24 protein-coding genes are annotated in these 26,399 nt (G+C 62.4%); 13 read left to right on the top strand and 11 right to left on the bottom strand.

All coding sequences use genetic code 11. The features are described 5' to 3' along the window. Positions 1-91 precede the first annotated feature (91 nt). The 9 genes from msrQ to mrcB form a co-directional block, all read right to left on the bottom strand. Positions 92-700, bottom strand: coding sequence for a protein-methionine-sulfoxide reductase heme-binding subunit MsrQ (msrQ, locus tag HU720_RS18360; RefSeq protein ID WP_186521448.1), 609 nt, complete (start codon positions 698-700; stop codon positions 92-94). Further along, on the bottom strand, positions 700-1,713 hold the full coding sequence (gene msrP / locus HU720_RS18355; protein WP_186521446.1) for a protein-methionine-sulfoxide reductase catalytic subunit MsrP: 1,014 nt from the start codon (positions 1,711-1,713) through the stop codon (positions 700-702). Before msrP ends, msrQ begins: the two co-directional genes overlap by 1 nt. Before the next feature lie 77 nt (positions 1,714-1,790). After that, positions 1,791-2,642 (bottom strand): CDP-diacylglycerol--serine O-phosphatidyltransferase, encoded by an 852-nt coding sequence (gene pssA, locus HU720_RS18350; protein WP_186521438.1) that lies wholly within the window; start codon positions 2,640-2,642, stop codon positions 1,791-1,793. A gap of 151 nt (positions 2,643-2,793) precedes the next feature. Continuing rightward, positions 2,794-3,810 (bottom strand): ketol-acid reductoisomerase, encoded by a 1,017-nt coding sequence (ilvC, locus tag HU720_RS18345; protein ID WP_043203627.1) that lies wholly within the window; start codon positions 3,808-3,810, stop codon positions 2,794-2,796. Positions 3,811-3,866: 56 nt separating this feature from the next. Further along, positions 3,867-4,358: an acetolactate synthase small subunit gene (ilvN, locus tag HU720_RS18340; RefSeq protein ID WP_003250040.1), complete on the bottom strand. Its 492-nt coding sequence runs from the start codon at positions 4,356-4,358 to the stop codon at positions 3,867-3,869. 1 nt (position 4,359) lies between these two features. Further along, positions 4,360-6,084, bottom strand: coding sequence for an acetolactate synthase 3 large subunit (locus HU720_RS18335; protein ID WP_186521436.1), 1,725 nt, complete (start codon positions 6,082-6,084; stop codon positions 4,360-4,362). Positions 6,085-6,491: 407 nt separating this feature from the next. Then, on the bottom strand, positions 6,492-6,821 hold the full coding sequence (locus HU720_RS18330; protein ID WP_186521432.1) for a YqcC family protein: 330 nt from the start codon (positions 6,819-6,821) through the stop codon (positions 6,492-6,494). Further along, the gene (locus HU720_RS18325) at positions 6,821-7,573 is read right to left on the bottom strand and encodes a hypothetical protein (protein ID WP_186521431.1); all 753 of its coding nucleotides are present in this window, start codon (positions 7,571-7,573) and stop codon (positions 6,821-6,823) included. Before HU720_RS18325 ends, HU720_RS18330 begins: the two co-directional genes overlap by 1 nt. Before the next feature lie 25 nt (positions 7,574-7,598). After that, on the bottom strand, positions 7,599-9,920 hold the full coding sequence (mrcB, locus tag HU720_RS18320; protein ID WP_186521430.1) for a penicillin-binding protein 1B: 2,322 nt from the start codon (positions 9,918-9,920) through the stop codon (positions 7,599-7,601). 117 nt (positions 9,921-10,037) lie between these two features. Between mrcB and HU720_RS18315 the strand changes: the two genes are divergently transcribed. The 4 genes from HU720_RS18315 to HU720_RS18300 all read left to right on the top strand — a co-directional run bounded on the left by HU720_RS18315 (position 10,038) and on the right by HU720_RS18300 (position 13,241). Further along, the gene (locus HU720_RS18315) at positions 10,038-11,600 is read left to right on the top strand and encodes an AAA family ATPase (protein WP_186521428.1); all 1,563 of its coding nucleotides are present in this window, start codon (positions 10,038-10,040) and stop codon (positions 11,598-11,600) included. A gap of 100 nt (positions 11,601-11,700) precedes the next feature. After that, on the top strand, positions 11,701-12,048 hold the full coding sequence (locus tag HU720_RS18310; RefSeq protein WP_186521426.1) for a pentapeptide repeat-containing protein: 348 nt from the start codon (positions 11,701-11,703) through the stop codon (positions 12,046-12,048). A 320-nt stretch (positions 12,049-12,368) separates the two neighbouring features. Further along, positions 12,369-12,647 (top strand): TfoX/Sxy family protein, encoded by a 279-nt coding sequence (locus tag HU720_RS18305; RefSeq protein ID WP_186521424.1) that lies wholly within the window; start codon positions 12,369-12,371, stop codon positions 12,645-12,647. A gap of 276 nt (positions 12,648-12,923) precedes the next feature. Beyond that, the gene (locus HU720_RS18300; RefSeq protein WP_186521422.1) at positions 12,924-13,241 is read left to right on the top strand and encodes a Rieske (2Fe-2S) protein; all 318 of its coding nucleotides are present in this window, start codon (positions 12,924-12,926) and stop codon (positions 13,239-13,241) included. On the opposite strand, the gene sfsA is transcribed toward HU720_RS18300, so the two are convergent. Continuing rightward, complete coding sequence (gene sfsA / locus HU720_RS18295; protein ID WP_186521420.1) at positions 13,231-13,941, bottom strand: DNA/RNA nuclease SfsA; 711 nt, start codon at positions 13,939-13,941, stop codon at positions 13,231-13,233. The two genes, HU720_RS18300 and sfsA, sit on opposite strands and share 11 nt — an antisense overlap. Then, the gene (locus HU720_RS18290; protein WP_186521418.1) at positions 13,941-15,113 is read right to left on the bottom strand and encodes a pyridoxal phosphate-dependent aminotransferase; all 1,173 of its coding nucleotides are present in this window, start codon (positions 15,111-15,113) and stop codon (positions 13,941-13,943) included. Before HU720_RS18290 ends, sfsA begins: the two co-directional genes overlap by 1 nt. Positions 15,114-15,326: 213 nt before the next feature. Between HU720_RS18290 and dksA the strand changes: the two genes are divergently transcribed. The 9 genes from dksA to panC all read left to right on the top strand — a co-directional run bounded on the left by dksA (position 15,327) and on the right by panC (position 26,262). Further along, positions 15,327-15,773, top strand: coding sequence for an RNA polymerase-binding protein DksA (gene dksA, locus HU720_RS18285; RefSeq protein ID WP_186521416.1), 447 nt, complete (start codon positions 15,327-15,329; stop codon positions 15,771-15,773). A 92-nt stretch (positions 15,774-15,865) separates the two neighbouring features. Beyond that, entirely contained in the window at positions 15,866-16,753 is an 888-nt protein-coding gene (gluQRS, locus tag HU720_RS18280) for a tRNA glutamyl-Q(34) synthetase GluQRS (protein WP_186521410.1), read from the top strand. A gap of 389 nt (positions 16,754-17,142) precedes the next feature. After that, on the top strand, positions 17,143-17,319 hold the full coding sequence (locus tag HU720_RS18275; RefSeq protein WP_003250005.1) for a hypothetical protein: 177 nt from the start codon (positions 17,143-17,145) through the stop codon (positions 17,317-17,319). Next, positions 17,303-20,278, top strand: coding sequence for a sensor histidine kinase (locus HU720_RS18270; protein WP_186521409.1), 2,976 nt, complete (start codon positions 17,303-17,305; stop codon positions 20,276-20,278). The genes HU720_RS18275 and HU720_RS18270 overlap by 17 nt, the downstream gene beginning before the upstream one ends. A gap of 4 nt (positions 20,279-20,282) precedes the next feature. Beyond that, entirely contained in the window at positions 20,283-21,728 is a 1,446-nt protein-coding gene (locus tag HU720_RS18265) for a sigma-54 dependent transcriptional regulator (RefSeq protein ID WP_186521408.1), read from the top strand. A 750-nt stretch (positions 21,729-22,478) separates the two neighbouring features. Then, entirely contained in the window at positions 22,479-23,873 is a 1,395-nt protein-coding gene (locus HU720_RS18260; RefSeq protein WP_186521407.1) for a polynucleotide adenylyltransferase PcnB, read from the top strand. Between the two features lie 2 nt (positions 23,874-23,875). Beyond that, positions 23,876-24,352, top strand: coding sequence for a 2-amino-4-hydroxy-6-hydroxymethyldihydropteridine diphosphokinase (gene folK / locus HU720_RS18255; RefSeq protein WP_186521406.1), 477 nt, complete (start codon positions 23,876-23,878; stop codon positions 24,350-24,352). Positions 24,353-24,601: 249 nt separating this feature from the next. Beyond that, positions 24,602-25,402, top strand: coding sequence for a 3-methyl-2-oxobutanoate hydroxymethyltransferase (gene panB, locus HU720_RS18250; RefSeq protein ID WP_186521405.1), 801 nt, complete (start codon positions 24,602-24,604; stop codon positions 25,400-25,402). Continuing rightward, positions 25,399-26,262 (top strand): pantoate--beta-alanine ligase, encoded by an 864-nt coding sequence (gene panC / locus HU720_RS18245; RefSeq protein WP_186521403.1) that lies wholly within the window; start codon positions 25,399-25,401, stop codon positions 26,260-26,262. Before panB ends, panC begins: the two co-directional genes overlap by 4 nt. Positions 26,263-26,399: the final 137 nt, after the last annotated feature.

Here is a 26,399-nt window from a genome sequence, read left to right as displayed (position 1 = left end):
GTTGTCGCTGGAAGTGGGGCGCATTATAAGGGGATCTGAAACGGCGTCAACCCTTTATTTCAAGAAACTGAAATATACCGCTGAGCAGCACTTACCTCACCCTCCCCTGCCTACCCAAGCGCGGGATACGCCGGGCCACTTGGGGCACCCGCAACAACATCAACATTCCACCGACCGCTGCATACACTGCCCACTCACGCAGGTCCGAGCGCACTATCCACAGAAAATGCAGCAGCCCCAACCCCAGAACCCCATACACCAGCCGGTGCAGTTTCTTCCACCGCGCCCCAAGGCGCTTCTGGCTGTAGCGGTTCGAGGTCACCGCCAGCGCCAGCAACCCGAGGAACCCAAGCGCACCCACAATAATGTAGGGCCGCTTGCGCAGCTCCACACCCAACTGCCCCCAGTCCAGCCCCAACACGAACACTATATAAGAAGCCAGGTGCAGCACTATATAAGCAAAGCACCACAGCCCCAGCTGACGCCGCACCACAATCCACCCCGGCCAACCGCTCAACCGCTGCAACGGCGTCATGCTCAGGGTGATCAACAGGAACACCAGCGCTCCCAACCCCAACCGATCGACCAGCACCTTGCCAGGGTCGGGGTCGAGCAGCCCACTCGCCGCCTGGTACAGCCACCAAGCCGGAACCAGGCAGCCGGTCATGAAGATCGCCAGGCGCAGCCATGGGTAGCGCATCAATAGTTCTTCCTGAGGTCCAGCCCGCTATACAGCGACGCCACCTCATCGGCATAACCATTGAACATCTGCGTCTCACGCACATTCGGGCTGAACAACCCGCTGGGCAGCCGCCGCTCGCGGGCCTGGGTCCAGCGCGGATGATCAACCGTCGGGTTGACGTTGGCATAGAAGCCATATTCATCCGGGGCCAAACCTTGCCAAGTGGTCGCCGGCTGCTCCGCAACCAGGCTGATGCGCACGATCGACTTGATGCTCTTGAAGCCGTACTTCCACGGCACCACAAGACGCAACGGCGCGCCGTTCTGATTGGCAAGCTCACGGCCGTACATGCCAACTGCCAGTATTGCCAGCGGGTTCATCGCCTCATCCAGCCGCAGCCCTTCGACATAAGGCCAGTCGATCAGGGCGAAACCCGAGCGCTGGCCGGGCATGCTCTTGGGGTCCTGCAAGGTTTCAAAGCGCACATAACGCGCTTTGGAGGTCGGCTCGACCTGCTTGAGCACCTCTGCCAACGGGAAACCCAGCCAGGGGATCACCATCGACCAGGCCTCGACGCAGCGCAGACGATAGATACGCTCTTCAAGCTGGTAGGGTTTGACGAAGTCTTCCAGGGCATAGCGCCCAGGCTTGCCCACCTCACCATCAACCACAACGCTCCACGGCTCGGTACTCAGGGTGCTGGCGTTGGCCGCCGGGTCGCCCTTGTCCGGGCCAAACTCATAGAAGTTGTTGTAGTGGGTGGCGTCCTTGAACGGGGTGATGGCCTCACCCTGGGCGGTGACTGCCTGCCAACGTGTGGCGCCAAGCTTGTCGCTGAACCAGCCCGGCGCCTTGCCGGGCTCGGCATCGGCGTAGCGCGAGGCTTCGGCCGCAGCGCCCAAACGGGGCATCGCAGCCACGGCAAGGCCTGCCAGTGCACCACCGAGCATGTGCCGTCGGGATAGATAGAGATGTTCGGGGGTGACCTGCGCTGACGTGCAGTCGGACTTGCGAGGGATCTTGATGAGCATGACGGCTCCACAGTTCGGGTAACTGATGTACCCGTAAGACTATGGAGCCGGCAGGTTATTCCGCGATTAAATCTTTGTCAGATTTTGCGCCGACGTGCGCGCAGCAGAAACTGCACCGGGCCGGAAATCGCATAGCCGAGGAAGATCAGCAGCAGAATGCGCGGCGGGTCGCTGAAGACCACCGCAAACACCAGCACCACGGCCAGGATTGCCACGAACGGCACGCGGCCTTTCAAGTCCAGCTCCTTGAAGCTGTTGTACTTGATGTTGCTGACCATCAGCATACCCGCAGCAGCTACCAGCAGCGCCACCAGGAACGACAGCTTGGAGCCCTGGATGCCAAAGTCGCTGAACGCCCACACGGTACCTGCCACCACGCCTGCCGCAGCAGGGCTGGCCAAGCCGATGAAGTAGCGCTTGTCGGCAGTGCCGACCTGGGTGTTGAACCGCGCCAGACGCAGCGCTGCGCCCGCGACATAGATGAAGGCAACCATCCAGCCGACCTTGCCCATGTCGCCCAAGGCCCAGCCAAATGCCAGCAACGCCGGCGCCACACCGAAGGCAACCATGTCCGACAGCGAGTCGTACTCGGCACCGAATGCGCTTTGCGTGTTGGTCATGCGCGCTACGCGGCCATCCAGGCCGTCGAGTACCATGGCGACGAAGATCGCAATGGCGGCGAAGGCGAAATACTTGCTCGCCTCGCGCGGGTCACCGGCGCTCAGAGCGCTCTGCGCGTTCATCGAGCTGATGATGGAATAAAAGCCGGCGAACAGGTTGGCAGTGGTGAACAGGTTAGGCAGCAGGTAGATGCCGCGGTGACGGACCTTGCGCCCTTCGGCGTCATGGCCTTCTTCAACATGCTCATCGACAGGTAGCAGGCTTTCGGCGTCGGAGGGCTTGTTCGGCTCTTCGGGACGTTCGCTCATTAAAAGTACCTTGCAACAGGGTGGAATATGTTCGACATGGGCCCGCGAAACAGGTTCTGACAGCGAGCCACTGACCGCTTTATACCAGATGCAGGCGCCGCAAACGAAAAAACGCGGCCGAAGCCGCGTTTTTCATTTAACCAAGCAAGGCTTAGTTCTTGGCCTTGTCGACGATCTTGTTGGCCGAGATCCAAGGCATCATCGAGCGCAGTTGCTCGCCGATGATCTCGATGCCGTGGCTGGCGTTGTTGCGACGCTTGGCGGTCATCGATGGGTAGTTGGTAGCACCTTCGCTGATGAACATCTTCGCGTACTCGCCGTCCTGGATGCGCTTCAGAGCGTTGCGCATGGCCTTGCGGGATTCTTCGTTGATGACTTCAGGGCCGGTGACGTACTCACCGTACTCGGCGTTGTTGGAGATCGAGTAGTTCATGTTGGCGATACCGCCTTCGTACATAAGGTCAACGATCAGCTTCAGCTCGTGCAGGCACTCGAAGTAGGCCATTTCAGGCGCGTAGCCTGCTTCGACCAGCGTCTCGAAACCTGCTTTGACCAGCTCGACGGTACCGCCACACAGAACAGCCTGCTCACCGAACAGGTCGGTTTCGGTTTCGTCCTTGAAGGTGGTTTCGATGATGCCGGTACGGCCGCCACCCACGCCTGCAGCGTAGGACAGGGCGACGTTCTTGGCGTTGCCCGAAGCGTCCTGGTAGATAGCGATCAGGTCAGGGATACCGCCGCCTTTGACGAACTCGGAGCGAACGGTGTGGCCTGGGGCTTTCGGCGCGATCATGATCACGTCGAGGTCGGCACGTGGCACGACCTGGTTGTAGTGAATCGCGAAGCCGTGGGAGAAGGCCAGGGTAGCGCCCTTCTTGATGTTCGGCTCGATTTCGTTCTTGTACAGCGCGCCCTGGAACTCGTCCGGGGTGAGGATCATGACCAGGTCGGCAGCGGCAACGGCAGTGGCGACGTCAGCCACTTTCAGGCCGTGGGCTTCTGCCTTGGCAACGGTGGCCGAGCCTTTACGCAGACCGACGGTAACGTCTACACCGGAGTCTTTCAGGTTGCACGCCTGGGCGTGGCCCTGGGAACCGTAACCGATGATGGCGACTTTCTTGCCCTGGATGATGGAAAGGTCGCAGTCTTTATCGTAGAAAACTTTCATGAAATACCCCTGGTTATATCTCGGCCCCCTAGGGAGCCATCGCTAATTGTTGAAATTCAGATGCTGAGCACTTTGTCGCCACGGGCAATGCCGGTAACGCCGCTGCGCACGGTTTCGAGAATCGATGCAGTGCCGATGGCCTGGATGAAGCTGTCCAGTTTGTCGCTGGTGCCGCTGAGCTGCACGGTGTACACGCTGGCGGTCACATCGACGATCTGGCCACGGAAGATATCCGTGGTGCGCTTGATCTCGGCGCGCTGGGCACCGGTGGCCTTGACCTTGACCAGCATCAGTTCACGCTCGATGTGAGCGCTCTCCGACAGGTCGACAAGCTTGACCACTTCGACCAGCTTGTTGAGGTTCTTGGTGATCTGCTCGATCACTTCATCATGGCCAACGGTGGTCAGCGTCAGACGCGACAAGGTCGGGTCTTCGGTCGGCGCCACGGTCAGGCTTTCGATGTTGTAGTTGCGCTGGGAGAACAAGCCGACCACGCGAGACAAGGCACCGGGTTCGTTTTCCAGCAGCAGGGAGATGATGTGCCGCATATCAAGTACGCTCCGTCTTGCTCAGCCACATGTCACGCATCGAGCCGTCCTTGATTTGCATCGGGTAGACGTGCTCGCTGCGGTCGATCGCGATATCGATGAACACCAGGCGATCCTTCATCGCGAAAGCCTCTTCAAGCTTGGGCTTGAGGTCTTTCAGGCTGGTGATGCGGATACCCACATGGCCATAGGCCTCGGCCAGCTTGACGAAGTCCGGCAGCGACTCGACGTAGGAATGCGAGTGGCGACCGTTGTAGGCCATGTCCTGCCACTGGCGAACCATGCCCAACACGCCGTTGTTCATGTTGACGATCTTCACCGGCAGGCCGTACTGCATGCAGGTGGACAGCTCCTGGATGTTCATCTGGATGCTGCCCTCGCCGGTGACGCAGGCAACGTCCTGGTCCGGGAAGCTCAGCTTCACGCCCATGGCCGCCGGGAAGCCGAAGCCCATGGTGCCCAGGCCGCCGGAGTTGATCCAGCGGTTGGGTTTGTTGAAGCGGTAGTACTGCGCCGCGAACATCTGGTGCTGGCCAACATCGGAGGTAACGAATGCGTCGCCCTTGGTGACTTCGCACAGCGTCTCGATCACGTGCTGCGGCTTGATGACACTGCCGTCGCCCTTGTCGTAAGGGAACAGGTCGCCATCGCCACGCCATTCGTCGATCTGCTTCCACCACGCGTCCAGCGCTGCCTTTTCAGGCTGCTCGCCGATCTCTTTGAGGATGCCGAGCATTTCGGTGAGCACGCTTTCGACCGGGCCTACGATTGGCACGTCGGCCTTGATCATTTTCGAGATCGACGCAGGGTCGATGTCGATGTGGATGATCTTGGCGTTCGGGCAGAACTTGGCCGGGCCGTTGACCACGCGGTCGTCGAAACGCGCGCCGACAGCGAAGATCACATCGGCGTTGTGCATGGCCAGGTTGGCGGTGTAGCTGCCGTGCATACCGAGCATGCCGAGGAACTGGCGGTCAGTACCTGGGAAGCAACCGAGGCCCATGAGGGTATTGGTGACCGGCAGGTTCAAGGTTTTGGCGATTTCGGTGAGCGCTTCGGAGCCGCCACCCAGAATCACGCCGCCGCCGGCGTAGACGATCGGGCGCTTGGCCGCCAGGAGCATTTCGGCTGCCTTGCGGATCTGGCCGGAGTGGCCACGCAGAGCCGGGCTATACGAACGCAGCTTGACCTTTTTCGGGTAGATGTACTCGAATTTCTCGGCCGGGTTGGTCATATCTTTTGGAATGTCGACCACGACCGGGCCGGGACGGCCGGACTGCGCCAGATAAAAGGCTTTTTTCAGAACTTCCGGGATTTCCGCAGCGTGTTTGATCATGAAGCTGTGCTTCACGATAGGCCGGGAAATACCGATCATGTCGGTTTCCTGGAAGGCATCGGTGCCGACCATGGTGCTAGGCACCTGACCGGACAGGATGACCATCGGGATGGAGTCCATGTACGCGGTGGCAATGCCGGTGATGGCATTGGTCGCGCCTGGGCCGGAAGTTACCAGTACCACGCCGGCCTTGCCGGTGGCACGGGCGTAACCGTCCGCCATATGGGTTGCAGCCTGTTCGTGACGGACCAGGATGTGCTGGACTTCCGGTTCCTTGAACAGTGCATCGTAAACATGCAGGAGAGCACCGCCTGGGTACCCGTAGATATGCTTAACGCCTTCGTCGCGCAAGAAGCGGACGACCATTTCAGCGCCGGATAAGAGCTCCACGTTGTTCACCTCTAAAACGCCAGAATACCGTCCTCACTGGACGGGTCTTAATAGGTTTACTGCCAAGCAGAGCATGAGCGAACGTCAGCACTGACTGAGCAAGTATTGGGAAAGCCCTTGTGTGTTGCGGGTCTTCCCACCCAGCGCGAGGTAACGCGTTGCGGGGTGTTACAAGTCGGCGCGGGTGTGCGCCTCATGATCTGCTTAGCGGGTCTGCTTCTGGCAGTCCCCCTACAGCGGAAGTTGGATTCTTGTGATTCGCGGCCAACAAGTCAAGAAAAATTATTGCCAATATTTCATCAAGATGAATCACCGCAACCACTAAAAACCGATGTAGCAGCAGGAAAAAGAAGATTTCCATAAAAAAGGGCCACAATCTGCGGCCCTTATGGGAAAAAGAGAAGAAATCAGGCGGATGGGCTGATCAATTGATCAAACGCTGCCAACAGGCGGCGCAGCTCCCGGCTTTGCTCCGGGCGGTCGCCGAACACGGTTTCAGCCATGACCAGAATCCCCGAGGCATTGGGCAGTGGGTGCCCATGTTCGAGAATCACCGCCATGCGTGGCAGGAATATCCACTGCAGCCACTGCTCGAACGCCATGCTGTCCACCGCAAACGGCACCGTGCTACCCAGCGCCTCGGCACTGGGCGTGGCATCGCTCCACCAGCCCTGAACCTTGAGCTCGCGCTCGATCAGCAGCAGGTGGTCGGCAATCTGCAGAATGCGTGGGTCCATTACAGGTTGACCCGGGCTTTTTGCCTGGCAAGGGCGGCACCGGCGCTGTCACCCTGCTTCTCGCGGGCCTGGGCAATGGTGTTCCACAGTTGCGCCTGCAGGTCTGGGCGGCCGTTGGCGTAGGTCAGGGCACGACGGGCGAGTTGCTCGGACTGCGCGGCATCACCTTGCGACAAACGCACCTGAGCCAGGCGGAACAGCACCTGCGGCTCGCGCGGGGCGATGCGCTGGGCACGCTCCAGGCTCGACGAAGCGCCGTTGAAGTCGCCACTGCTCTGTTGCTGCTGGGCGGTGGTCAGCAGCGCCAGCACCGGGCCATCTAGCTGCTCGTCGGCCGACAGCCCGCCACTGTTGCTACGCGGGATACCAGTGGGCGCCTGGGTAGCCGCAGGTGCGCTGCTCATCGAGGCAATGTCGAACGGCTCGTCAGCCACCGGGTTTGGGTTGGTGCTGATCGGGCCACTGCTGACCGGGCCGGGGGTAATCGGCCCGGTGCTGATCGGCGTCGTGCTGATCGGTGCGCCACCGCTACCCTGCGGAATCATCACGGTCACGCCGGAGTCTTCCGGCAGCGATTGCGCCTGGTTGCTGCCGCCACTGGTCGGGTAGGCCGACGGGCGCTTGGCCGAAACGCGCTCGCTGTTGGAAACCCGGGTGCCCGAGTCGACCACCGGAATGTTGCCACGCGGAACGCTCGCGCAGCCGTGCAGCACGGCTACCGCGGTCAAGGCAGGAATCCACCACTTGTTCACTTCACACCCTCATTAAACGCTGTGCTCAATTCATCCAGCCCTTGACCCAGTCCATGACCGATTCTGCCGGGTTCTGCTCACCACCACAGGCGGCGCCGGCGGGTGGCTCGCTGCCGCGAATATACGGCATCTGCACCGCTCCCGGACAGCTTGCATCGGAACCCTGGCCAGTGTGCGGGTCGATCCATGCCTGCACCACGTTGTCTGGTTGCGGCATGTCCAGCGGCAGCGGGTCGGCCTTCTTCATGAAGCTGGTCCACACCTGCAACGCACCGGTGGCACCGGTGAACGGTGTTTTGCCGTTGTCATCGCGGCCCAGCCACACCACGGCCAGCAAGTCCTGGCTGAAGCCTGAGAACCAGCTGTCGCGCGAGTCGTTACTGGTGCCGGTCTTGCCGGCCAGGGTCAGCGAGCTTGGCAGCACGTTGTACACCGAACGCCCGGTACCTTCACGCATCACCCGCTGCATGGCGTTCTGCACCAGATAAATGGCACCCGGGTCGAAGGTTTGCTGGATCTGGAACGGGTAACGCTTGAGCGGTTTGCCTTCTGCGGTCAGCACGCTGCGGATACCGCGCATCGGCGTGTTGAAACCGCCGTTGGCGATGGTCTGGAACATGTTCGCGACCTGCATTGGCGACATGCCCCCCGCGCCCAGCAGCATTGCCGGGAACGCTGGCCAGTCGACCTGCACGCCCAGCCGGCCGATGGTCTTGATCACGTTCGGCACGCCGACTTCAAGGCCCAGCTTGGCGGTGGACAGGTTCAGCGAGTTGGCCAGGCCCTGGTACAGGTAGATGGTGCCATGGGCACGGCGGTCGTAGTTCTGTGGCCGCCACACTTGCCCATCGGCGCCTTTGACCGAGAACGGCTCATCCTGCACCCAGGTGGTCAGGGTGTATTTGCTCGGCTGCTCGAGCGCCGTCAGGTACACCGATGGCTTGACCAGCGAGCCGATCGGGCGCACCGCATCCAGCGCGCGGTTGAAGCCGGCAAAGCCTGCCAGGCGGCTGCCGATCAGGGCCTGCACTTCGCCGGTTTCGGGGTTGGTGACGACCATTGCCGATTCCACTTCGTCGGCCCCTTTGCGCCCAGACAGGCGCTTGAAGGTCTCGCTCATCGCGGTTTCGGCCTTCATCTGCAGGATCGGGTCGAAGCTTGTGAAGATGCGCAGGCCTTCTTCGGTAAGGTCTTCGTCGCGGTAGTCCTGGCGCAGCTGACGCTTGACCAGGTCGAGGAACGCCGGGAACGAGCTGTCGGCCAGGCTGCCGCGCTTGGTCACACCCAGTGGCATTTTCTTCGCAGCATCGACCACTTCCTGGGTGGCCACGCCCTGCTCTACCAGCAGGTCGAGCACCAGGTTGCGCCGTTGCAGGGCGCGCTCAGGGTGACGCCGCGGGTTGTAGTAGGACGGCCCCTTGACCATGCCCACCAACAAGGCGATCTGGTGCAGCTTGAGCTCTTGCAGCGGCTGGCTGAAGAAGAACTGGCTGGCAAGCCCGAAGCCGTGCACGGCGCGCTGGCCATCCTGGCCGACGAACACCTCGTTGAGGTAGGCCTCGAGGATTTCGCGTTTTTCGTAGTGCACCTCAAGCAGCACCGACATCATCGCTTCGGTCAGTTTGCGGCTGAGGCTCCGTTCGTTGGTGAGGAAGAAGTTCTTCACCAGCTGTTGGGTCAGGGTACTGCCGCCCTGGCGCATGGCGCCCGACGAAGTGTTGACCCAGATCGCCCGGGCGATGGACTTGGGCGAGACGCCAAAGTGGCTGTAGAAGTCGCGGTCTTCGGTGGCGATCAGGGTTTCGAGCAGGTACGGCGGCACCTGATCGATCTTGATCAGGATGCGGTCTTCAAGGTTTTTCGGGTAGATACCGCCGATCATCAGCGGCTCCAGGCGTACCACATCGAGCTTGCCGCCATTGGCGCCAGCCAGCCCGGCCACGTAGTCGCCGGAGAAGCGTACACGCACGAACTGCGCAGGCTCCATGCCTTCATAGAACTGGAAGCCACGGGTATTGATGTCGATGGTATTGCCATTGACCGACGCAGCACCCGGGCCACTGGCCGAGGTTTCGCGGCGATAGCCCAGGGCATCGAGTTCGGTAAGGAAATCTTCCTTGCTCAGTTTCTGGCCGACGAACAGCTCCAGCGGCCGGGCGTACACCTTGGCCGGGATTGTCCAGCGCTTGCCGGAGAACTTCTCCTGAACGGTGGCGTCGAGGTAAACCGCGAAGCCGGCGATCACTACCAGGCCAACCAGGCTGAGCTTGAGCGCCCAGCCCAGCAGGGCGCGGACGCGGCCGGTCGGGCGTTTTTTGGGGGTGCGGGAATTTCGGGTACGAGTCATGGCGGCGGATTATACGCACTTTCAAAAAGGGGGGCAGACGGCTGCGGCGGTTTGCAGGGACGGCACCATTGACCATAATGTCGGCTTTGAATTCCCTGACCCTTCAAAGGACGATCCGTGAGCCAAGCCCTGATCAGCGCACTGCAGAACCCTGCCCTCTTTCCGCACCCGGTGGCGGGCTTCCAGCTCATCGAGACGCACATCTCCTGGGTCCTGCTTACTGGCGAATACGCCTACAAAATAAAGAAACCGATGAACTTCGGGTTTCTCGACTTCACCTCCCTCGACCAGCGCGGCCACTTCTGCCGTGAAGAGCTGCGCCTGAACCAGCGCCTGACCGAAGGCCTGTACCTGGACGTATTGCCGATTACCGGCAGTGCCGAGGCCCCGCAGTTGGGCGGTGAAGGCGAAGTGATCGAGTACGCGCTGAAAATGCGCCAGTTCCCCCAAGGCCAGATGCTTAACACCCTGCAGGCCAACGGTGAACTGAACGCCGGGCACATCGACCAGATGGCCCAGCAGATTGCCGAATTCCACCTGCAAGCGCCGAAAGTCTCGCCAGAGCACCCACTGGGCACCCCTGACAGCGTCATGGCGCCGGTCGAGCAGAACTTCGAGCAAATCCGCCCGTTCCTCAGCGACAAGGCCGACCTGCAGCAACTGGACAACCTGCAAGCCTGGGCCCGCAGCAGCTTCGAGCGCCTGCATGGGCTGCTAGAGGCGCGCAAGGCCAATGGCTTTATCCGCGAGTGCCACGGCGATATCCACCTGGGCAACGCCACGCTGATCGACGGCAAGGTGGTGATCTTCGACTGCATCGAGTTCAACGAACCGTTCCGCCTGACCGACGTGTATGCCGACGTCGGCTTTTTGGCCATGGACCTCGAAGACCGTGGCCTGAAGTGCCTGGCGCGGCGCTTCATCAGCCAGTACCTGGAACTGACCGGTGATTACCAGGGCCTGGAACTGCTGAACTTCTACAAGGCCTACCGCGCCCTGGTGCGGGCCAAGGTTGCGCTGTTCAGCATGCCGGCCGAGGCCGATGGCGTGCAGCGCGCCACCACCCTGCGCACCTACCGCAACTACGCCAACCTGGCAGAAAGCTATAGCGCAATCCCTTCGCGCCTGCTGGCGATCACCCATGGTGTGTCGGCGGTTGGCAAGAGCCATGTAGCCATGCGCCTGGTCGAAGCGCTGGGCGCGGTGCGGGTGCGTTCGGATATCGAGCGCAAACGCCTGTTCGGCGAGCAACAAGCCGACGCCGCAGGCCAACTGCAGGCCGGTATCTATGGCCAGGACGCCAGCGCTGCCACCTACCAGCACCTGCACCAGATCGCCACGACCATTCTCAAAGCCGGCTTCCCGGTGGTGCTGGATGCCACCTACCTCAAGCAGGCCCAGCGCGATGCTGCCGCCGAAGTGGCCAGCAGCACCGGTGCGCCGTTCCTGATTCTCGACTGCCAGGCACCGGATGCGGTCATTGCCAGCTGGTTGCAGCAGCGCCAGGCCGAGAATACCGACCCGTCCGACGCCACGCTTGAAGTGATCAAGGCGCAGCAGGCCAATCGCGAACCGCTGACCAGCAAAGAGCAGCCGCACTGCAAGCGCGTCGACACCCAGGACAGCGCCAGCATGGATCAACTGATCGAGCAGATTCGCCAGCACCTGCCCGGCCTTTGAGGTTGCAGGCGTGAAGCAGTCGACAGTTCAGGCCTGAAGTCAGGCGCCTTCTCAGTGATGTCATTACAATATCATCACAACTTATAAAGGAGGCGCCGCCATGAACCAACCCCGTCAGCTGGACAACGTGCTGTTCACCCTGGTTCGCGACGAAAAGATCGCCGCCTTCAACCGCGAGAAAGCCGCGCACGCCTCGATCGATTTTCGTGGTGGCGACTTCCGTGGGCTGGACCTGCGCGAGATGGACGTCAGCGGTGTCGACTTCTCCGACGCTTACTTCCGCGCAGCCGACCTGCGTGGCCTGGACCTTCGGGAAAACGGCCTGGAGGGCGCAAGCCTTGCCCATGCGCAGATTTCCGGCACCTACTTCCCGGCCGAACTGAGTGCTGACGAGATTCTGATGTCGGTCAAGTACGGCACCCGCCTGCGTTATCGCACAGCCCGCTGATACCGTCGCGGCCGGGCATGGATTCTGTAGGAGAGTGATGCTAGCTGTGCAGGCCTCATCGCAGGCTGACGCCAGCTCCCACAAGATCTCAGTCAGACATCTCCATCACAGCCGGCACAGTCTTTGTGGGAGCTGGCGCCAGCCTGCGATGGGGCGGGTGCAGGTTGCACACAACCAACAAGCAGGCTGTGCCCCGTAACTCCGGCATCCCGTCGGCCCCTATGGCAAAAGGCCGCGCAATCGCCAAGCCCCGCTACACTCCTCTCAGACCTGCTCGCGATTTATCCCTCTACCCCGTTCAGCCATCGCAAGGAGGCTTGATGAACGATGAATTGCAGCACCTGAAGAACCTTGGCAAAACCTCCGCACAATGGCTGCACGCCGCTGGTATTCACAGCGCATCGGACCTGCGCCGCCTCGGCGCTGTGGGCGCGTATCAGGCAGTCAGAACGCGGGGGTTCCGGGCTTCGAAAGTGCTGCTGTACGCCATTGAAGGCGCCCTGCTGGACATGCACTGGAACGACCTGCCCGCCGAACGCAAGGAAGCGCTCAACGAACAGCTGAACGCGAAGTGCCATCCATCGCCGGCCGGAAAATAAATCAGAAACAGCCATTGACTACGAAATGAGAATCGTTATGATTATCACAACTGGTCGCGAGACTGGTTGGATACTCTGAAAGGCCTTGGTTCGGACTTTCAGATTATCTCCTCATCAGGCTAATCACGGTTTTTGACCCGCCAATTTGGCGGGTCTTTTTTTGCCTGTCGTACAGCCACCTCTGTACAAACGCAACTCACGCCTTGTGGCGAATACAAGAACTGCGCACCATAGCCGCCTCACTGCGCTACGCCGTCCATCAACAAGATGCCCCGCATGCATTACCTCTGCCCCAGCGCCACCCTGAAAGAAGGCCACAGCCGGGCGTTCACCCTGGACGGCACGCAGCTGTTCGGCGTGCGCCGCAACGGCACCGTTTACCTGTACCGCAACAGCTGCCCGCACCGTGGCATCAGCCTGAACTGGGACCAGGACCAGTTTCTCGACGCCAGCGGCAACTTGATCCAATGCGCTCATCATGGCGCACAGTTCATCATCGACAGCGGCGAGTGCATCACCGGGCCATGTGCGGGGGAATGGCTGGAGGCCCTAGGCTGCCAGGAAGACAGCCAGGGGGTCTGGCTTACCGAGTGAACAGCACTGGCAGCGGCCGATCGATGACGATCTGCTCGGCGTCCAGGCGCGCGCCATACGCAAGCACCTCCACCCCATCAGCCACCGCCGCGCGCAGCGCATCGGCATAGGCCGAGTCGATTTCGTCGGCCGGGCGCACCGCTTCGATGCCGGTGAGGCTCACGCAGTACAGTTGTACGGCGCGGATGCCCTGGCGCGCCAAGGCGGCGAGCTCGCGCAGGTGCTTGGCGCCGCGCTGGGTGACGGCGTCGGGGAAGGCGGCCACCGCCGTGTCGGGGTAACCGAGGGTGACACTCTTGACCTCGACATAGGCCGGGCCGCTGTCGAACTGCAGGTAGAAGTCGATGCGGCTGCGCTCCTCGCCATACGCCACTTCACGCCGAAGCGCGGTGAAACCGGCCAGTTCAGTGATCACTCCGGCCCGCAGCGCCTCCTCGACCAGCGCGTTGGCCCGCCCGGTGTTGACGCAGGCCAGCCGCCCCTGGGGCGTTTCGCTGATTTCCCAGGTGCCGGGCAGCTTGCGCTTGGGGTCGTTGGAGCGGCTGAACCAAACCTGCCCGCCTTCGCGCATGCAGTTGAGCATGGAGCCGGTGTTGGGGCAGTGGATGGTCAGTTGCTCGCCGCTGACCAGTTCGATGTCGGCAAGAAAGCGTTTATAGCGGCGCAGCAGGCGCGCCTGTTCCAGTTCAGGGAAAAGCATCAGCCCTGCCAGCTCCGCAGGCCGCGAGCGATACGCTGCACCGCCTCTTCCAGGCGCTGGACGTTCTGGGTGTAGGCAAAACGCACGTGATGGCTGGCCTGATGCCGGCCAAAATCGACACCTGGGGTAAAGGCCACGGCCTCGGTTTCCAGGAAGTGCTTGCAGAATGCAAAGGCATCGCCGCCGAATGCGCTGATATCGGCGTACAGATAAAACGCCCCTTGCGGCTCCACGGCAATGCCGAAGCCCAGCTCACGCAGCGCGGGCAACAGGTAGTCACGGCGGCGCGCAAACTCGGCGCGGCGTTCTTCGAGGATGGCCAGGGTGTCCGGCTGGAAGCACGCAAGCGCGGCATGCTGGGCCATGCTCGGCGCACTGATGTAGAGGTTCTGCGCCAGTTTTTCGAGGTCACCCACCGCCGACGGCGGCGCCACCAGCCAACCCAGGCGCCAGCCGGTCATGCCGAAATATTTGGAAAAACTATTAAGGACGAAGGCTTCATCGTCCACTTCCAACACGCTTGAAGCGTCCATGCCATAGGTCAGACCGTGGTAGATCTCATCCACCACCAAGTGGCCGTTGCGCGCACGGGTGGCCTTGGACAGGCCGGCCAACTGGTCGCGGTCAAGCACGGTGCCGGTCGGGTTGGCAGGCGAGGCCACCAGCGCACCGACGCTGTCTTTGTCCCAGTAGCGCTCGACCAGGTCTGCGGTCAACTGATAGTTCACATCAGGCCCCACCGGCACCAGTTGCGCGCCGCCTTCTACCAGGCGCAGAAAATGCCGGTTGCACGGGTAACCAGGGTCGGCCAGCAGCCAGTGTTTGCCGGGGTCCACCAGCAGGCTGCTGGCCAACAGCAGCGCGCCAGAGCCGCCCGGGGTGACCAGCACACGCTCAGGGTCAAGGTCGACGCCGTAGCGCTGGCCATAGAAGCCGGCAATCGCCTCGCGCAGTTGCGGCAACCCGCGTGCAGCGGTGTAGCGGGTGTGGCCATTGGCCAAGGCCGCTTGCCCGGCGGCGACGATCGGCGCGGCGGTGGCGAAGTCCGGCTCGCCGATTTCGAGGTGGATCACATCACGGCCTGCGGCCTGCAGCTCGTTGGCGCGCGCCAGCAGGGCCATGACGTGAAAGGGTTCGATGGCGCGACTGCGCGCACTGTGTGGCTGAGCCATGGGCCTTCTCTCAATTGGGTCTAGACTGGTGATTCTAACCGCGCAATCTACCGAACGTGCCGTTCACGCCGCTGTCCATAGCATCCATGGCACGGGCTAGCGCACCCCGGTGCTATCTGGTAAGTTCGGCGGCTCGCAGTCGCAGGGCCGGCGGGTGCCGGAGATGGAATCAAGCCTGCGCATTGGATCAGATGAGTGAGAGGCGGTCTATTCATGTCCACCGTAGAAAAGCAAAAAGCCGGTCAGACCATGTACGGTGTCGAGCCTTATAAGGAAACCAAAGGCGAAGAGTACATGGGTGAACCCATGCGCAAGCACTTCACCAAGCTGCTGGGCGCCTGGAAACTTGAGCTGATGACCAGTGTCGATCAGACCGTGACTCACATGAAGGACGAAGCAGCCAACTTCCCTGACCCGGCCGACCGTGCCAGCCAGGAAGAAGAGTTCGCCTTTGAACTGCGTAACCGGGATCGCGAGCGCAAGTTGATCAAGAAGATCGACAAAACCTTGCAGAAGATCCAGGACGCAGACTACGGCTGGTGCGATTCCTGCGGTGTCGAGATCGGCCTGCACCGCCTTGAAGCTCGCCCGACCGCCGACCTGTGCTTCGATTGCAAGGAACTCGCCGAGAAAAAGGAAAGGTCGGAAGGCAAAGGCTGATCCGAATCCTGCAAAGGCGGGGCGTAGGGGTTGCCGGGCATTGCCTGCGCAGCCGCTACGCCCCGTCTTCATTTATATAGCCTGCGCAGACCATGACCGACTCCCGCTATATCGGGCGCTTCGCGCCAACCCCCAGTGGCTTGCTGCATTTTGGCTCGCTGGTCGCCGCCCTCGCCTCCTGGCTCGATGCCCGCGCCGTCAACGGCCAATGGCTGCTGCGCGTGGAAGACACCGACCCACCTCGGGAAATGCCCGGTGCCCGCGATGCGATCCTGCACACCCTGGAAAGCTACGGCCTGCACTGGGATGGGGAGGCGGTGTGCCAGAGCCTGCGCCATGACGCCTACGCCGCCGTGGTCGACCGCTTGTTCAGCATGGGCCTGGCCTATGCCTGCACCTGTTCGCGCAAGCAGCTCGAAGGATACGGTGGGGTTTACCCAGGCCATTGCCGCAATGCTGGGCATGCCCGTGACGGTGCGGCGATTCGTGTGCGGGTGCCGGAACTGATCTACCGCTTCAATGACCGGGTGCAAGGGCCGTTCGAGCAGCACTTGGGCCGCGAAGTGGGCGACTTCATCATTCAGCGTCGCGACGGGCTGTACGCCTACCAATTGGCGGTGGTGCTGGATGACGCCTGGCAAGGGGTGAGCGATGTGGTACGCGGCGCCGACCTGCTGGATAACACGCCGCGCCAGCTGTACCTGCAGGAACTGCTGGGGTTCTGCGAGCCGCGCTATCTGCATATCCCGTTGATTACCCAGCCGGACGGGCACAAGCTGGGCAAGTCGTACCGCTCGCCACCGCTGGCGCCTGCCGAAGCCACCCCGCTGCTGCTCAGGGCGTTGCGGGCGTTGGGGCAAGCTACCGAGGCGCAGTGGGCGCAGGCGTCACCTGACGAGGTGCTGGCCATTGCCCGCCAGCAATGGCAGCCGCAGAACATCCCCCGGCAGATGAGCGTGCCCGAGGCTGATTTGCACTAAAAGCAGGCCCGGCCTATCGCAGGCTTTCGCCAGCTCCCACAGAGGCCGCGTCAGCTGCAATATTGGTGTCTGGCTCAATTCCTGTGGGAGATTCTATGGTTTTGTACAATCCTGTTTTCGCCAGACATATCTCCTTGTGGCGAGCGGGCTTGCCACAACTATCTATCGTTTCCCACAGGATGGGGTACAACCAGCAATGTTGCGGTTGAGCACGGTCTCTGTGGGAGCTGGCGACAGCCTGCGATGAGGCCAGCACAGGCAACCCCGGTGGCGCAAAACCCAGCCATTTCAAAACCTTGGCCAATACCGTGGATTCCCGCTACCCTCGCCCCCGCCATTTGCAGCAATAATCAACGCCAAACCCGCAGCGCCCAACCATCGAGGCCAGCATGTACATCTATCGTTTGGTCCTGCTTCTGGTCGTGGGGATCTATCTGTTCTCCCCGGCCATCATGGACTGGTGGATCGAGCCGACCGGAGCCTGGTACCGCCCGTACCTGCTCTGGCTGATCCTGATCGTCGTCACCTTCATCCTGCAGAGCCAACGAGATGCCGATGAGCTTTAGTCTGACCCAGATGATCCTGATCAGCGCCGCCTACCTGCTGGTGCTGTTCGGCGTGGCCTGGATCAGCGAACGCGGGTTGATCCCGCGCGCCATCATCCGCCACCCCCTGACCTACACCCTATCGCTGGGCGTCTACGCCAGTGCCTGGGCCTTCTATGGCTCGGTCGGCCTGGCCTACCAGTACGGCTATGGCTTCCTGGCCTGCTACCTGGGGGTGTCCGGGGCGTTCCTGCTGGCCCCGGTGCTGCTGTACCCGATCCTCAAGATCACCCGCACCTACCAGTTATCCTCGCTGGCCGACCTGCTGGCGTTTCGCTTTCGCAGCACCTGGGCCGGCGCGCTGACCACCATCTTCATGCTGATCGGCGTGCTGCCCTTGCTCGCCCTGCAAATTCAGGCGGTGGCCGACTCCATCAGCATCCTCACCGGCGAGCCGGTCAAGGCGCGGGTGGCATTTGCGTTCTGTGCGCTGATCACCCTGTTCACCATTTTCTTCGGCTCGCGGCATATCGCCACCCGTGAAAAACACGAAGGCCTGGTGTTCGCCATTGCCTTCGAGTCGGTGATCAAGCTGCTGGCCCTGGGTGGTATCGGCCTGTATGCGCTGTATGGCGTATTCGGTGGCCCGCACGAACTGGAGCTGTGGCTGCTGCAGAACCAGACCGCGCTGGCCGCCTTGCACACCCCGTTGCAGGAAGGCCCGTGGCGCACCTTGCTGCTGGTGTTCTTCGCCTCGGCCATCGTCATGCCGCACATGTACCACATGGCCTTCACCGAGAACCTCAGCCCGCGCTCGCTGGTCAGCGCCAGCTGGGGCCTGCCGCTGTTCCTGCTGCTGATGAGCCTGGCGGTGCCGCTGGTGTTGTGGGCCGGCCTGCGCCTGGGCGCCAGCACCAACCCGGAATATTTCACCCTCGGGCTGGGCATCGCCGCCAACAATGAGGCGCTGGCGCTGCTGGCCTACGTCGGCGGGCTGTCGGCCGCCAGCGGGCTGATCATCGTCACCACCCTGGCGCTGTCGGGCATGGCCCTGAACCACCTGGTGCTGCCGCTGTACCAGCCGCCCGCCGAAGGCAATATCTACCGCTGGCTGAAATGGACCCGCCGCGCGCTGATCGTTGCCATCATCACCGCAGGCTTTGTCTTCTACCTCACCCAGAACAACCACCAGAGCCTGGCCAACCTGGGCATCGTCGCCTTCGTGGCCACCTTGCAGTTCCTGCCCGGCGTGCTTTCGGTGCTGTACTGGCCAACCGCCAACCGACGCGGCTTCATCGCCGGCCTGCTGGCGGGCATGCTGGTTTGGATGCTGACCATGCTGCTGCCGCTGCTGGGCAACCTGCAGGGCTTCTACATCCCGATGCTGGATGTAATCTACGTGCTGGACGACACCAGCTGGCACATGGCAGCAATTGGTTCGCTGGCTGCCAACGTGCTGCTGTTCACGCTGATTTCACTGTTTACAAACGCCAGCAGCGAAGAAGCCAGCGCCGCCGAAGCCTGCGCTGTGGATAACGTGCGCCGCCCGCAACGCCGTGAGCTGCACGCCGCCTCGCCGCAGGAATTCGCCACCCAACTGGCTAAGCCTTTGGGTGCCAAGGCTGCGCAAAAGGAAGTCGAGCAGGCCCTGCGCGACCTTTACCTGCCGTTCGATGAGCGCCGCCCGTACGCCCTGCGCCGCCTGCGCGACCGTATCGAGGCCAACCTGTCCGGCCTGATGGGCCCAAGCGTGGCCCAGGACATGGTCGAAACCTTTCTGCCGTACAAGTCCGGTAACGAAAACTACGTGACCGAGGACATCCACTTCATCGAAAGCCGGCTTGAGGACTACCACTCGCGCCTGACCGGCCTTGCCGCCGAACTCGACGCCCTGCGCCGCTACCACCGGCAGACCTTGCAAGAGCTGCCCATGGGCGTCTGCTCGCTGGCCAAGGACCAGGAAATCCTCATGTGGAACAAAGCCATGGAAGAGCTGACCGGTATCGCTGCCAAGCACGTGGTCGGTTCGCGCCTGGTAACCATTACCGAGCCATGGCGCGGCCTGTTGCAAGGCTTCATCAACGTGCCCGACGAACACCTTCACAAGCAGCGCCTGGCGTTCGACGGCCAGCCGCGCTGGCTGAACCTGCACAAGGCCGCCATCGACGAGCCGCTGGCACCGGGCAACAGCGGCCTGGTGCTGCTGGTCGAGGACCTCACCGAAACCCAGGCCCTGGAAGACAAGCTGGTGCACTCCGAGCGCCTGGCCAGCATTGGCCGCCTGGCCGCAGGCGTGGCCCACGAGATCGGCAACCCGATCACCGGCATCGCCTGCCTGGCGCAGAACCTGCGCGAGGAGCGCGAGGGCGACGGCGAGATAATCGAGCTGTCCAGCCAGATCCTCGAACAGACCAAGCGCGTGTCGCGCATCGTGCAGTCGCTGATGAGCTTCGCCCACGCCGGCGGCAGCCAGCAGAACAGCGAAGAGCCGGTGTGCCTGGCCGAGGTGGCGCAGGACGCCATTGGTCTGCTGGCGCTTAACCGGCGCAATTTCGAAGTACAGTTCTTCAACCTGTGCGACCCCGAGCACTGGGTGGCAGGCGACCCGCAGCGCCTGGCGCAGGTGCTGATCAACCTGCTGTCCAACGCCCGCGACGCCACCCCAGCCGGCAGCGCGGTACGGGTGCGCACCGAAGCCACCGAGCATACCGTGGACCTTGTCGTGGAAGACGAAGGCAGCGGCATCCCGAAAAACATCATGGACCGGCTGTTCGAACCGTTCTTCACCACCAAGGACCCAGGCGAGGGAACCGGACTGGGGCTCGCGCTGGTCTATTCCATCGTGGAAGAGCATTATGGGCAAATCACCATCGACAGCCCGGCCGACATCGAGCGCCAGCGTGGTACCCGGATCCGCGTGACCCTGCCCCGGCATGTCGTAGCGACGTCCCCTGAAATTCGAGACCGTCGAGAGAATTGAATCAATGCCGCATATTCTGATCGTCGAAGACGAAACCATCATCCGTTCGGCCTTGCGCCGTCTGCTTGAACGCAACCAGTACCAGGTCAGCGAAGCAGGCTCGGTGCAGGAAGCCCAGGAACGCTTCAGCATTGCCACGTTCGACCTTATCGTCAGCGACCTGCGCCTGCCTGGCGCCCCAGGCACCGAGCTGATCAAGCTCGGCCAGGGCAAGCCGGTACTGATCATGACCAGCTACGCCAGCCTGCGCTCGGCGGTGGACTCGATGAAAATGGGCGCGGTGGACTACATCGCCAAGCCGTTCGACCATGACGAGATGCTGCAGGCCGTGGCCCGTATTCTGCGTGACCGGCCAAGCACGCCGGCGCCAGCAGCGCCTGCCGAAACCCGCCCAGGCACTGCCAAGGCCGCGGCCGACAAACCCGCCGCTGCCGCCGCCAATGGCGAAATTGGCATCATCGGCTCCTGCGCACCGATGCAAGAGCTGTACGTGAAAATCCGCAAGGTCGCCCCGACCGACTCCAATGTGCTCATCCAGGGCGAGTCGGGCACCGGTAAAGAGCTGGTGGCGCGCGCCCTGCACAACCTGTCGCGGCGCGCCAAGGCGCCGATGATCTCGGTGAACTGCGCTGCCATTCCCGAAACCCTGATCGAGTCCGAACTGTTCGGCCACGAAAAAGGCGCGTTCACGGGTGCCAGCGCTGGCCGTGCCGGTTTGGTCGAAGCCGCCGACGGCGGCACGTTGTTCCTCGATGAAATCGGCGAACTGCCGCTCGAAGCCCAGGCCCGCCTGCTGCGGGTGCTGCAAGAGGGCGAGATTCGCCGGGTCGGTTCGGTGCAGTCGCAAAAGGTCGATGTGCGCCTGATCGCCGCGACCCACCGCGACCTGAAAAACCTGGCCAAGGCCGGGCAGTTCCGCGAAGACCTTTATTACCGCCTGCACGTCATCGCACTGAAGCTGCCCGCCCTGCGCGAGCGCGGCCCGGACGTCAACGAAATCGCCAGCGCCTTCCTGGCCCGCCAGAGTGCGCGCATTGGCCGCGACGACCTGCATTTCTCCAGCGAAGCCGAACAAGCCATCCGCCACTACAGTTGGCCGGGCAACGTGCGCGAGCTGGAAAACGCCGTGGAGCGTGCGGTCATTCTCAGCGAAAGCCCAGAGATATCCGCCGAGCTGCTGGGCATCGACATCGAGCTGGCCGACCTTGAAGACGACGACATGCTGGCCAGCCTGCCAGGCATGGCCGGGGGTGGCAGCAATGCCAGCCACGAGCCTACCGAGGACCTGTCGCTGGAAGACTACTTCCAGCACTTCGTGCTTGAGCATCAGGACCACATGACCGAAACCGAGCTTGCGCGCAAACTCGGGGTTAGCCGCAAATGCCTGTGGGAACGCCGCCAACGCCTGGGTATCCCACGGCGCAAGAGCAACGCCACCAGCGACAACTGATTCGGCTCGGCCCAACGCGGGGCAAGCTTTCTCTCACCGGCGTGGGAGCGGGCTTGCCCCGCGATGCGTTCAGCACCCGGTAACAGATCAGTTGCGTAAAAATCTGTTACCGCAGCTGTCAGCCGTAACAGCGCCCGAGGCGTACGGTAACGAAATTTCTACATTTGCCCGGCGCACACAACCTGCGAAATGGCCAAAACCCCCGGTTTCATTGGGTTTTGAAAAGTTGGCACGGCACCTGCTATATCTTTGGTACAAGAACAATAAGAAGCACTGCAACTCATAACAAGAACAAGACGAAACGGCTCACGCACAATAAAAACAAGACGGCGGAGGCGCAGCTAACTGATTCTTTTGGAGAGGAGTTGTGTTTGGGGCTAGCCCCACGATCAGGCAGAGAACAACAAAAACTGCACTTAAAAGCAGCACCTGAACTGGTTGGACCGCAAGGTCAGCATCATCTCGGCGATCAAAGCAATCCGTTTGCTCTTCACCCCCGGTCTGGGGGTCGTTCACAGGCCAAGGTCTGGTGAACAGGGCACTCAACAAAAACAAGAAGCCCGACATAAAAACAATAAGAGCACACAACGACTTGGTGGGGAGCTTAGGCTCCCCATTGTCGTTTCTGGCCCTCTGCCACGGGGGTTGGCACACCGCCTACACCATTCCTCCAGTAAATGCTAGAATCCCCGCCCATCATGCGGCCATTCCCCTATCCATGGCCGAACATTCCTTCAAACAGTGCATCCCATGCTGAAGAAGTTGTTCCAGTCTTTCCGCCCGCCAGTCCCTGGCCAGCACCACAGGCGCACCACGCCTGAAGTGATCAATAAAAGCCAGCACTCGCTGCAACGCAGCCAGTTCAGCCGCCATGCCGTAGGCATCGTCGAACGCCTGCAGGCGGCCGGCTACCAGGCTTACCTGGTCGGCGGCTGCGTGCGCGACATGCTGCTGGGCATCACGCCCAAGGACTTCGATGTCGCCACCAGCGCCACCCCTGAACAGGTGCGTGCCGAGTTCCGCAATGCTCGTATCATTGGCCGGCGCTTCAAGCTGGTCCACGTGCATTTCGGCCGCGACATCATTGAAGTCGCCACCTTCCGCGCCCCGCATTCGGACGAGGACCAGGTCGACAGCCACCGTTCCTCGCACAACGCCAGCGGCCGCATCCTGCGCGACAACGTATACGGCACCCTGGAAGAAGACGCGCAACGCCGCGACTTCACCATCAATGCCCTGTACTACGACCCGGTCAGCGAGCGCGTGCTCGACTACGCCAACGGCATGCACGATGTGCGTAACCGTCTGCTGCGCCTGATCGGCGACCCGACGCACCGCTACCAGGAAGACCCGGTGCGCATGCTGCGCGCCGTGCGCTTTGCCGCCAAGCTGAACTTCGGTATCGAAAAACACACCGTGGCGCCAATCCGCGACCTGGCCCGCATGCTGCGCGATATCCCGCCGGCACGCCTGTTCGAAGAAAGCCTCAAGCTGTTCCTGAATGGCCAAGGCGCGCTGACCTTCGAAATGCTGGTCGACCTGAACCTGTTCGAGCCCCTGTTCCCGGCCAGCAGCCAGGCCCTGGAAGAGCGTCCGACCTACGCCCACACCTTGATCAGCCAGGCGCTCAGCAACACCGACCTGCGCGTCAAGCAGGGCAAGCCGGTAACGCCTGCGTTCCTGTTTGCCGCACTGCTGTGGCCCGCATTGCCAGGCCGCGTGCTGCAACTGCAAAGCCAGGGCGTGCCGCCGATTCCCGCCATGAACGGTGCGGCCCACGACCTGATCGCCGAACAGTGCCAGCGCATTGCTATCCCCAAGCGCTTCACCCTGCCGATCCGCGAAATCTGGGACATGCAGGAGCGCCTGCCACGGCGCAGCGGCAAGCGCGCCGACCTGCTGCTGGACAACCCGCGTTTCCGTGCCGGCTACGACTTCCTGCTGCTGCGTGAAAGCGCAGGTGAAGAAACCGACGGCCTCGGCCAATGGTGGACCGACTACCAGGACGCCAACGAAAGCCAGCGCCGCGACATGATTCGCGACCTGGGCAGCCGTGATGAAGGCGGCGCCACCGGTGCCGGCCCGCGCAAGCGCAAACGCAGTGGCAGCAAGCGCAAGCGTGACGACGAGCAGGCGTGGGACTAAGCATGACCCGCGCCTACATCGGCCTGGGCAGCAACCTCGATGAGCCCGCCGAGCAGCTGCGCAGCGCCCTGCTGGCGCTCGACGGCATCAGCGCAACGCGCCTGGCGGCCGCCTCGGCGCTGTACACCAGCGATTCGCTGCTGCCCGGCCAGCCACGCTACACCAACGCTGTGGCGGCCCTCGATACCGAGCTTGCGCCGCTGCAACTGCTCGACGCCCTGCAAGCCATCGAGAATGGCCAGGGCCGGGTACGCAAAGAGCGCTGGGGGCCGCGCACCCTTGACCTCGATGTGCTGCTGTTCGGTGACCAGGTCATCGACCTGCCGCGGCTGAAAGTGCCGCATTACCACATGCACGCCCGCCCCTTCGTGCTCTACCCGCTGGCCGAGCTGGTACCCGCCGATTTTCACCTGGCCGATGGCCGCAGCCTCGCGCAGTTGCTCCAGGATTGCCCGTTCGTCGGCCTCGAACGCCTGTAATTCGGGCGTTTCAGCGGGCGGTAACGCCAGTAACACCTGCGCCGTAACAATGCGGTAACAGGGTGATTGACTTCCCCCACCTCGCTCACGACTATAGGCGTCCCGCGGCGCCATACGGCCGCAATCACCCATTTGGGCCCGGACGGACCTGCACCCCGAACATCACAACGATGATGTGCCGCTCCGGAAGATGAATACACGCGTTGTCCGCAGTTGTTGTTCACAGCGCCTGAACGAGGATGCCCCTAAATGCCTGAAGTAACCCTGACCACCCTGAACGGCCTCAAGGCTGCGGGTGAAAAGATCACCATGCTGACCTGTTACGACGCGACCTTCGCCAAGGTTGCCAGCGAGGCCGGCGTTGAAGTGTTGCTGGTCGGCGATTCGCTGGGCATGGTCCTGCAGGGCCATGACAGCACGCTGCCAGTCAGCAACGATGACATGGCCTACCACACCGCCTGCGTGAAACGGGGCAACCAGGGCGCGCTGATTCTGGCCGACCTGCCGTTCATGGCCCACGCCACCCCCGAGCTTGCCTTCAGCAACGCCGCGCAGTTGATGCGCGCCGGGGCGCACATGGTCAAGATCGAAGGCGCCGCCTGGCTTGCCGACACCATTCGCCTGCTGGCCGACCGCGGCGTACCGGTGTGCGCGCACATGGGCCTGACCCCGCAAACCGTCAATGTGCTCGGCGGCTATAAAGTGCAGGGCCGCAGCGAAGCCCAGGCGCGGCAGATGCGCGCCGACGCCATCGCCCTGGAGCAGGCCGGCGCCGCCATGCTGCTGCTCGAATGCGTGCCCAGCGAACTGGCCGCAGAAATTACCCAGGCGGTCGCCATTCCGGTCATCGGCATTGGCGCAGGCGCGGCCACCGACGGCCAGGTGCTGGTGCTGCATGACATGCTCGGGCTGTCGCTGACCGGCCGTGTGCCGAAGTTCGTGAAGAACTTCATGGACGGCCAGCCGAACATCCACAGCGCCCTTGCCGCCTACGTGCAGGCGGTCAAAGTGGTGAGCTTCCCCGCCGACGAACATGGGTTCAACGCATGAATACCGTCAACAGCGTGGCCGAACTGCGCGCCGCCGTGGCCCGCGCCCGTGGCGAAGGCAAGTGCATCGGCTTCGTACCGACCATGGGCAACCTGCACAGCGGCCACGCCGCACTGGTGACCAAAGCCGCCCAGCGGGCTGACTTCGTGGTCGCCAGCATCTTCGTCAACCCGCTGCAGTTTGGCGCCGGCGAAGACCTCGACAAGTACCCGCGCACCTTGGCGGCCGACCAGCAAACCCTGGTGCAGGCCGGCTGCGACTTGCTGTTCGCCCCCACCGTCGAGGAGATGTACCCCGACGGCATGGCCGTGCAAACCCGGGTCAGCGTGCCGCAGTTGTCCGAAGGCCTGTGCGGCGCCAGCCGCCCTGGGCATTTCGAAGGTGTGGCGACGGTGGTCAGCAAGCTGTTCAACATGGTCCAGCCCGACCTTGCAGTGTTTGGCGAGAAGGATTTCCAGCAATTGGCTGTGATCCGCGCCATGGTGCGCGACCTCAACCTGCCGATTCAGATCATTGGCGAGCCGACCGTGCGCGCCGACGACGGCCTGGCGCTGTCGTCACGCAATGGCTACCTGAGCCCCGAGCAACGCGCCGCAGCGCCGCATCTGTACCGGGTGCTGAGCGCCATGGGCGAGGCCATCAGCCGAGGCCAGCGCGACTTCGCGGCGTTGATCGCCGACGGGCAGGCGCAGCTGGAGGCTGCGGGGTTTCGCAAGGATTACCTCGAAGTGCGCCACGCCGTTACCCTACGCCCCGCGCAGGCCGATGACCGTGAGCTGGTGGTCATCGCTGCGGCGTACATGGGTAACACCCGGTTGATCGACAACCTTTACCTGCACCTGCAAGCACCTGCCGCCTGACACGGAGAGCGTGCGCAACCGCAACATTGCTGGTTGGACCAATCCTGTGGGGAATGATAGACAGTTGTGGCGAGCGGGCTTGTCCCGCGTCGGGCTGCGCAGCAGCCCCTTGGGTTTTCAGGGCTGCTGCGCAGCCC

It is taken from the genome of Pseudomonas sp. SWRI51 (assembly GCF_014268825.1).
GTDB lineage: Bacteria > Pseudomonadota > Gammaproteobacteria > Pseudomonadales > Pseudomonadaceae > Aquipseudomonas > Aquipseudomonas farsensis.
The sequence above is the reverse complement of the archived record's forward strand: the minus strand, read 5'-3'. Positions and strand labels throughout refer to the sequence as shown.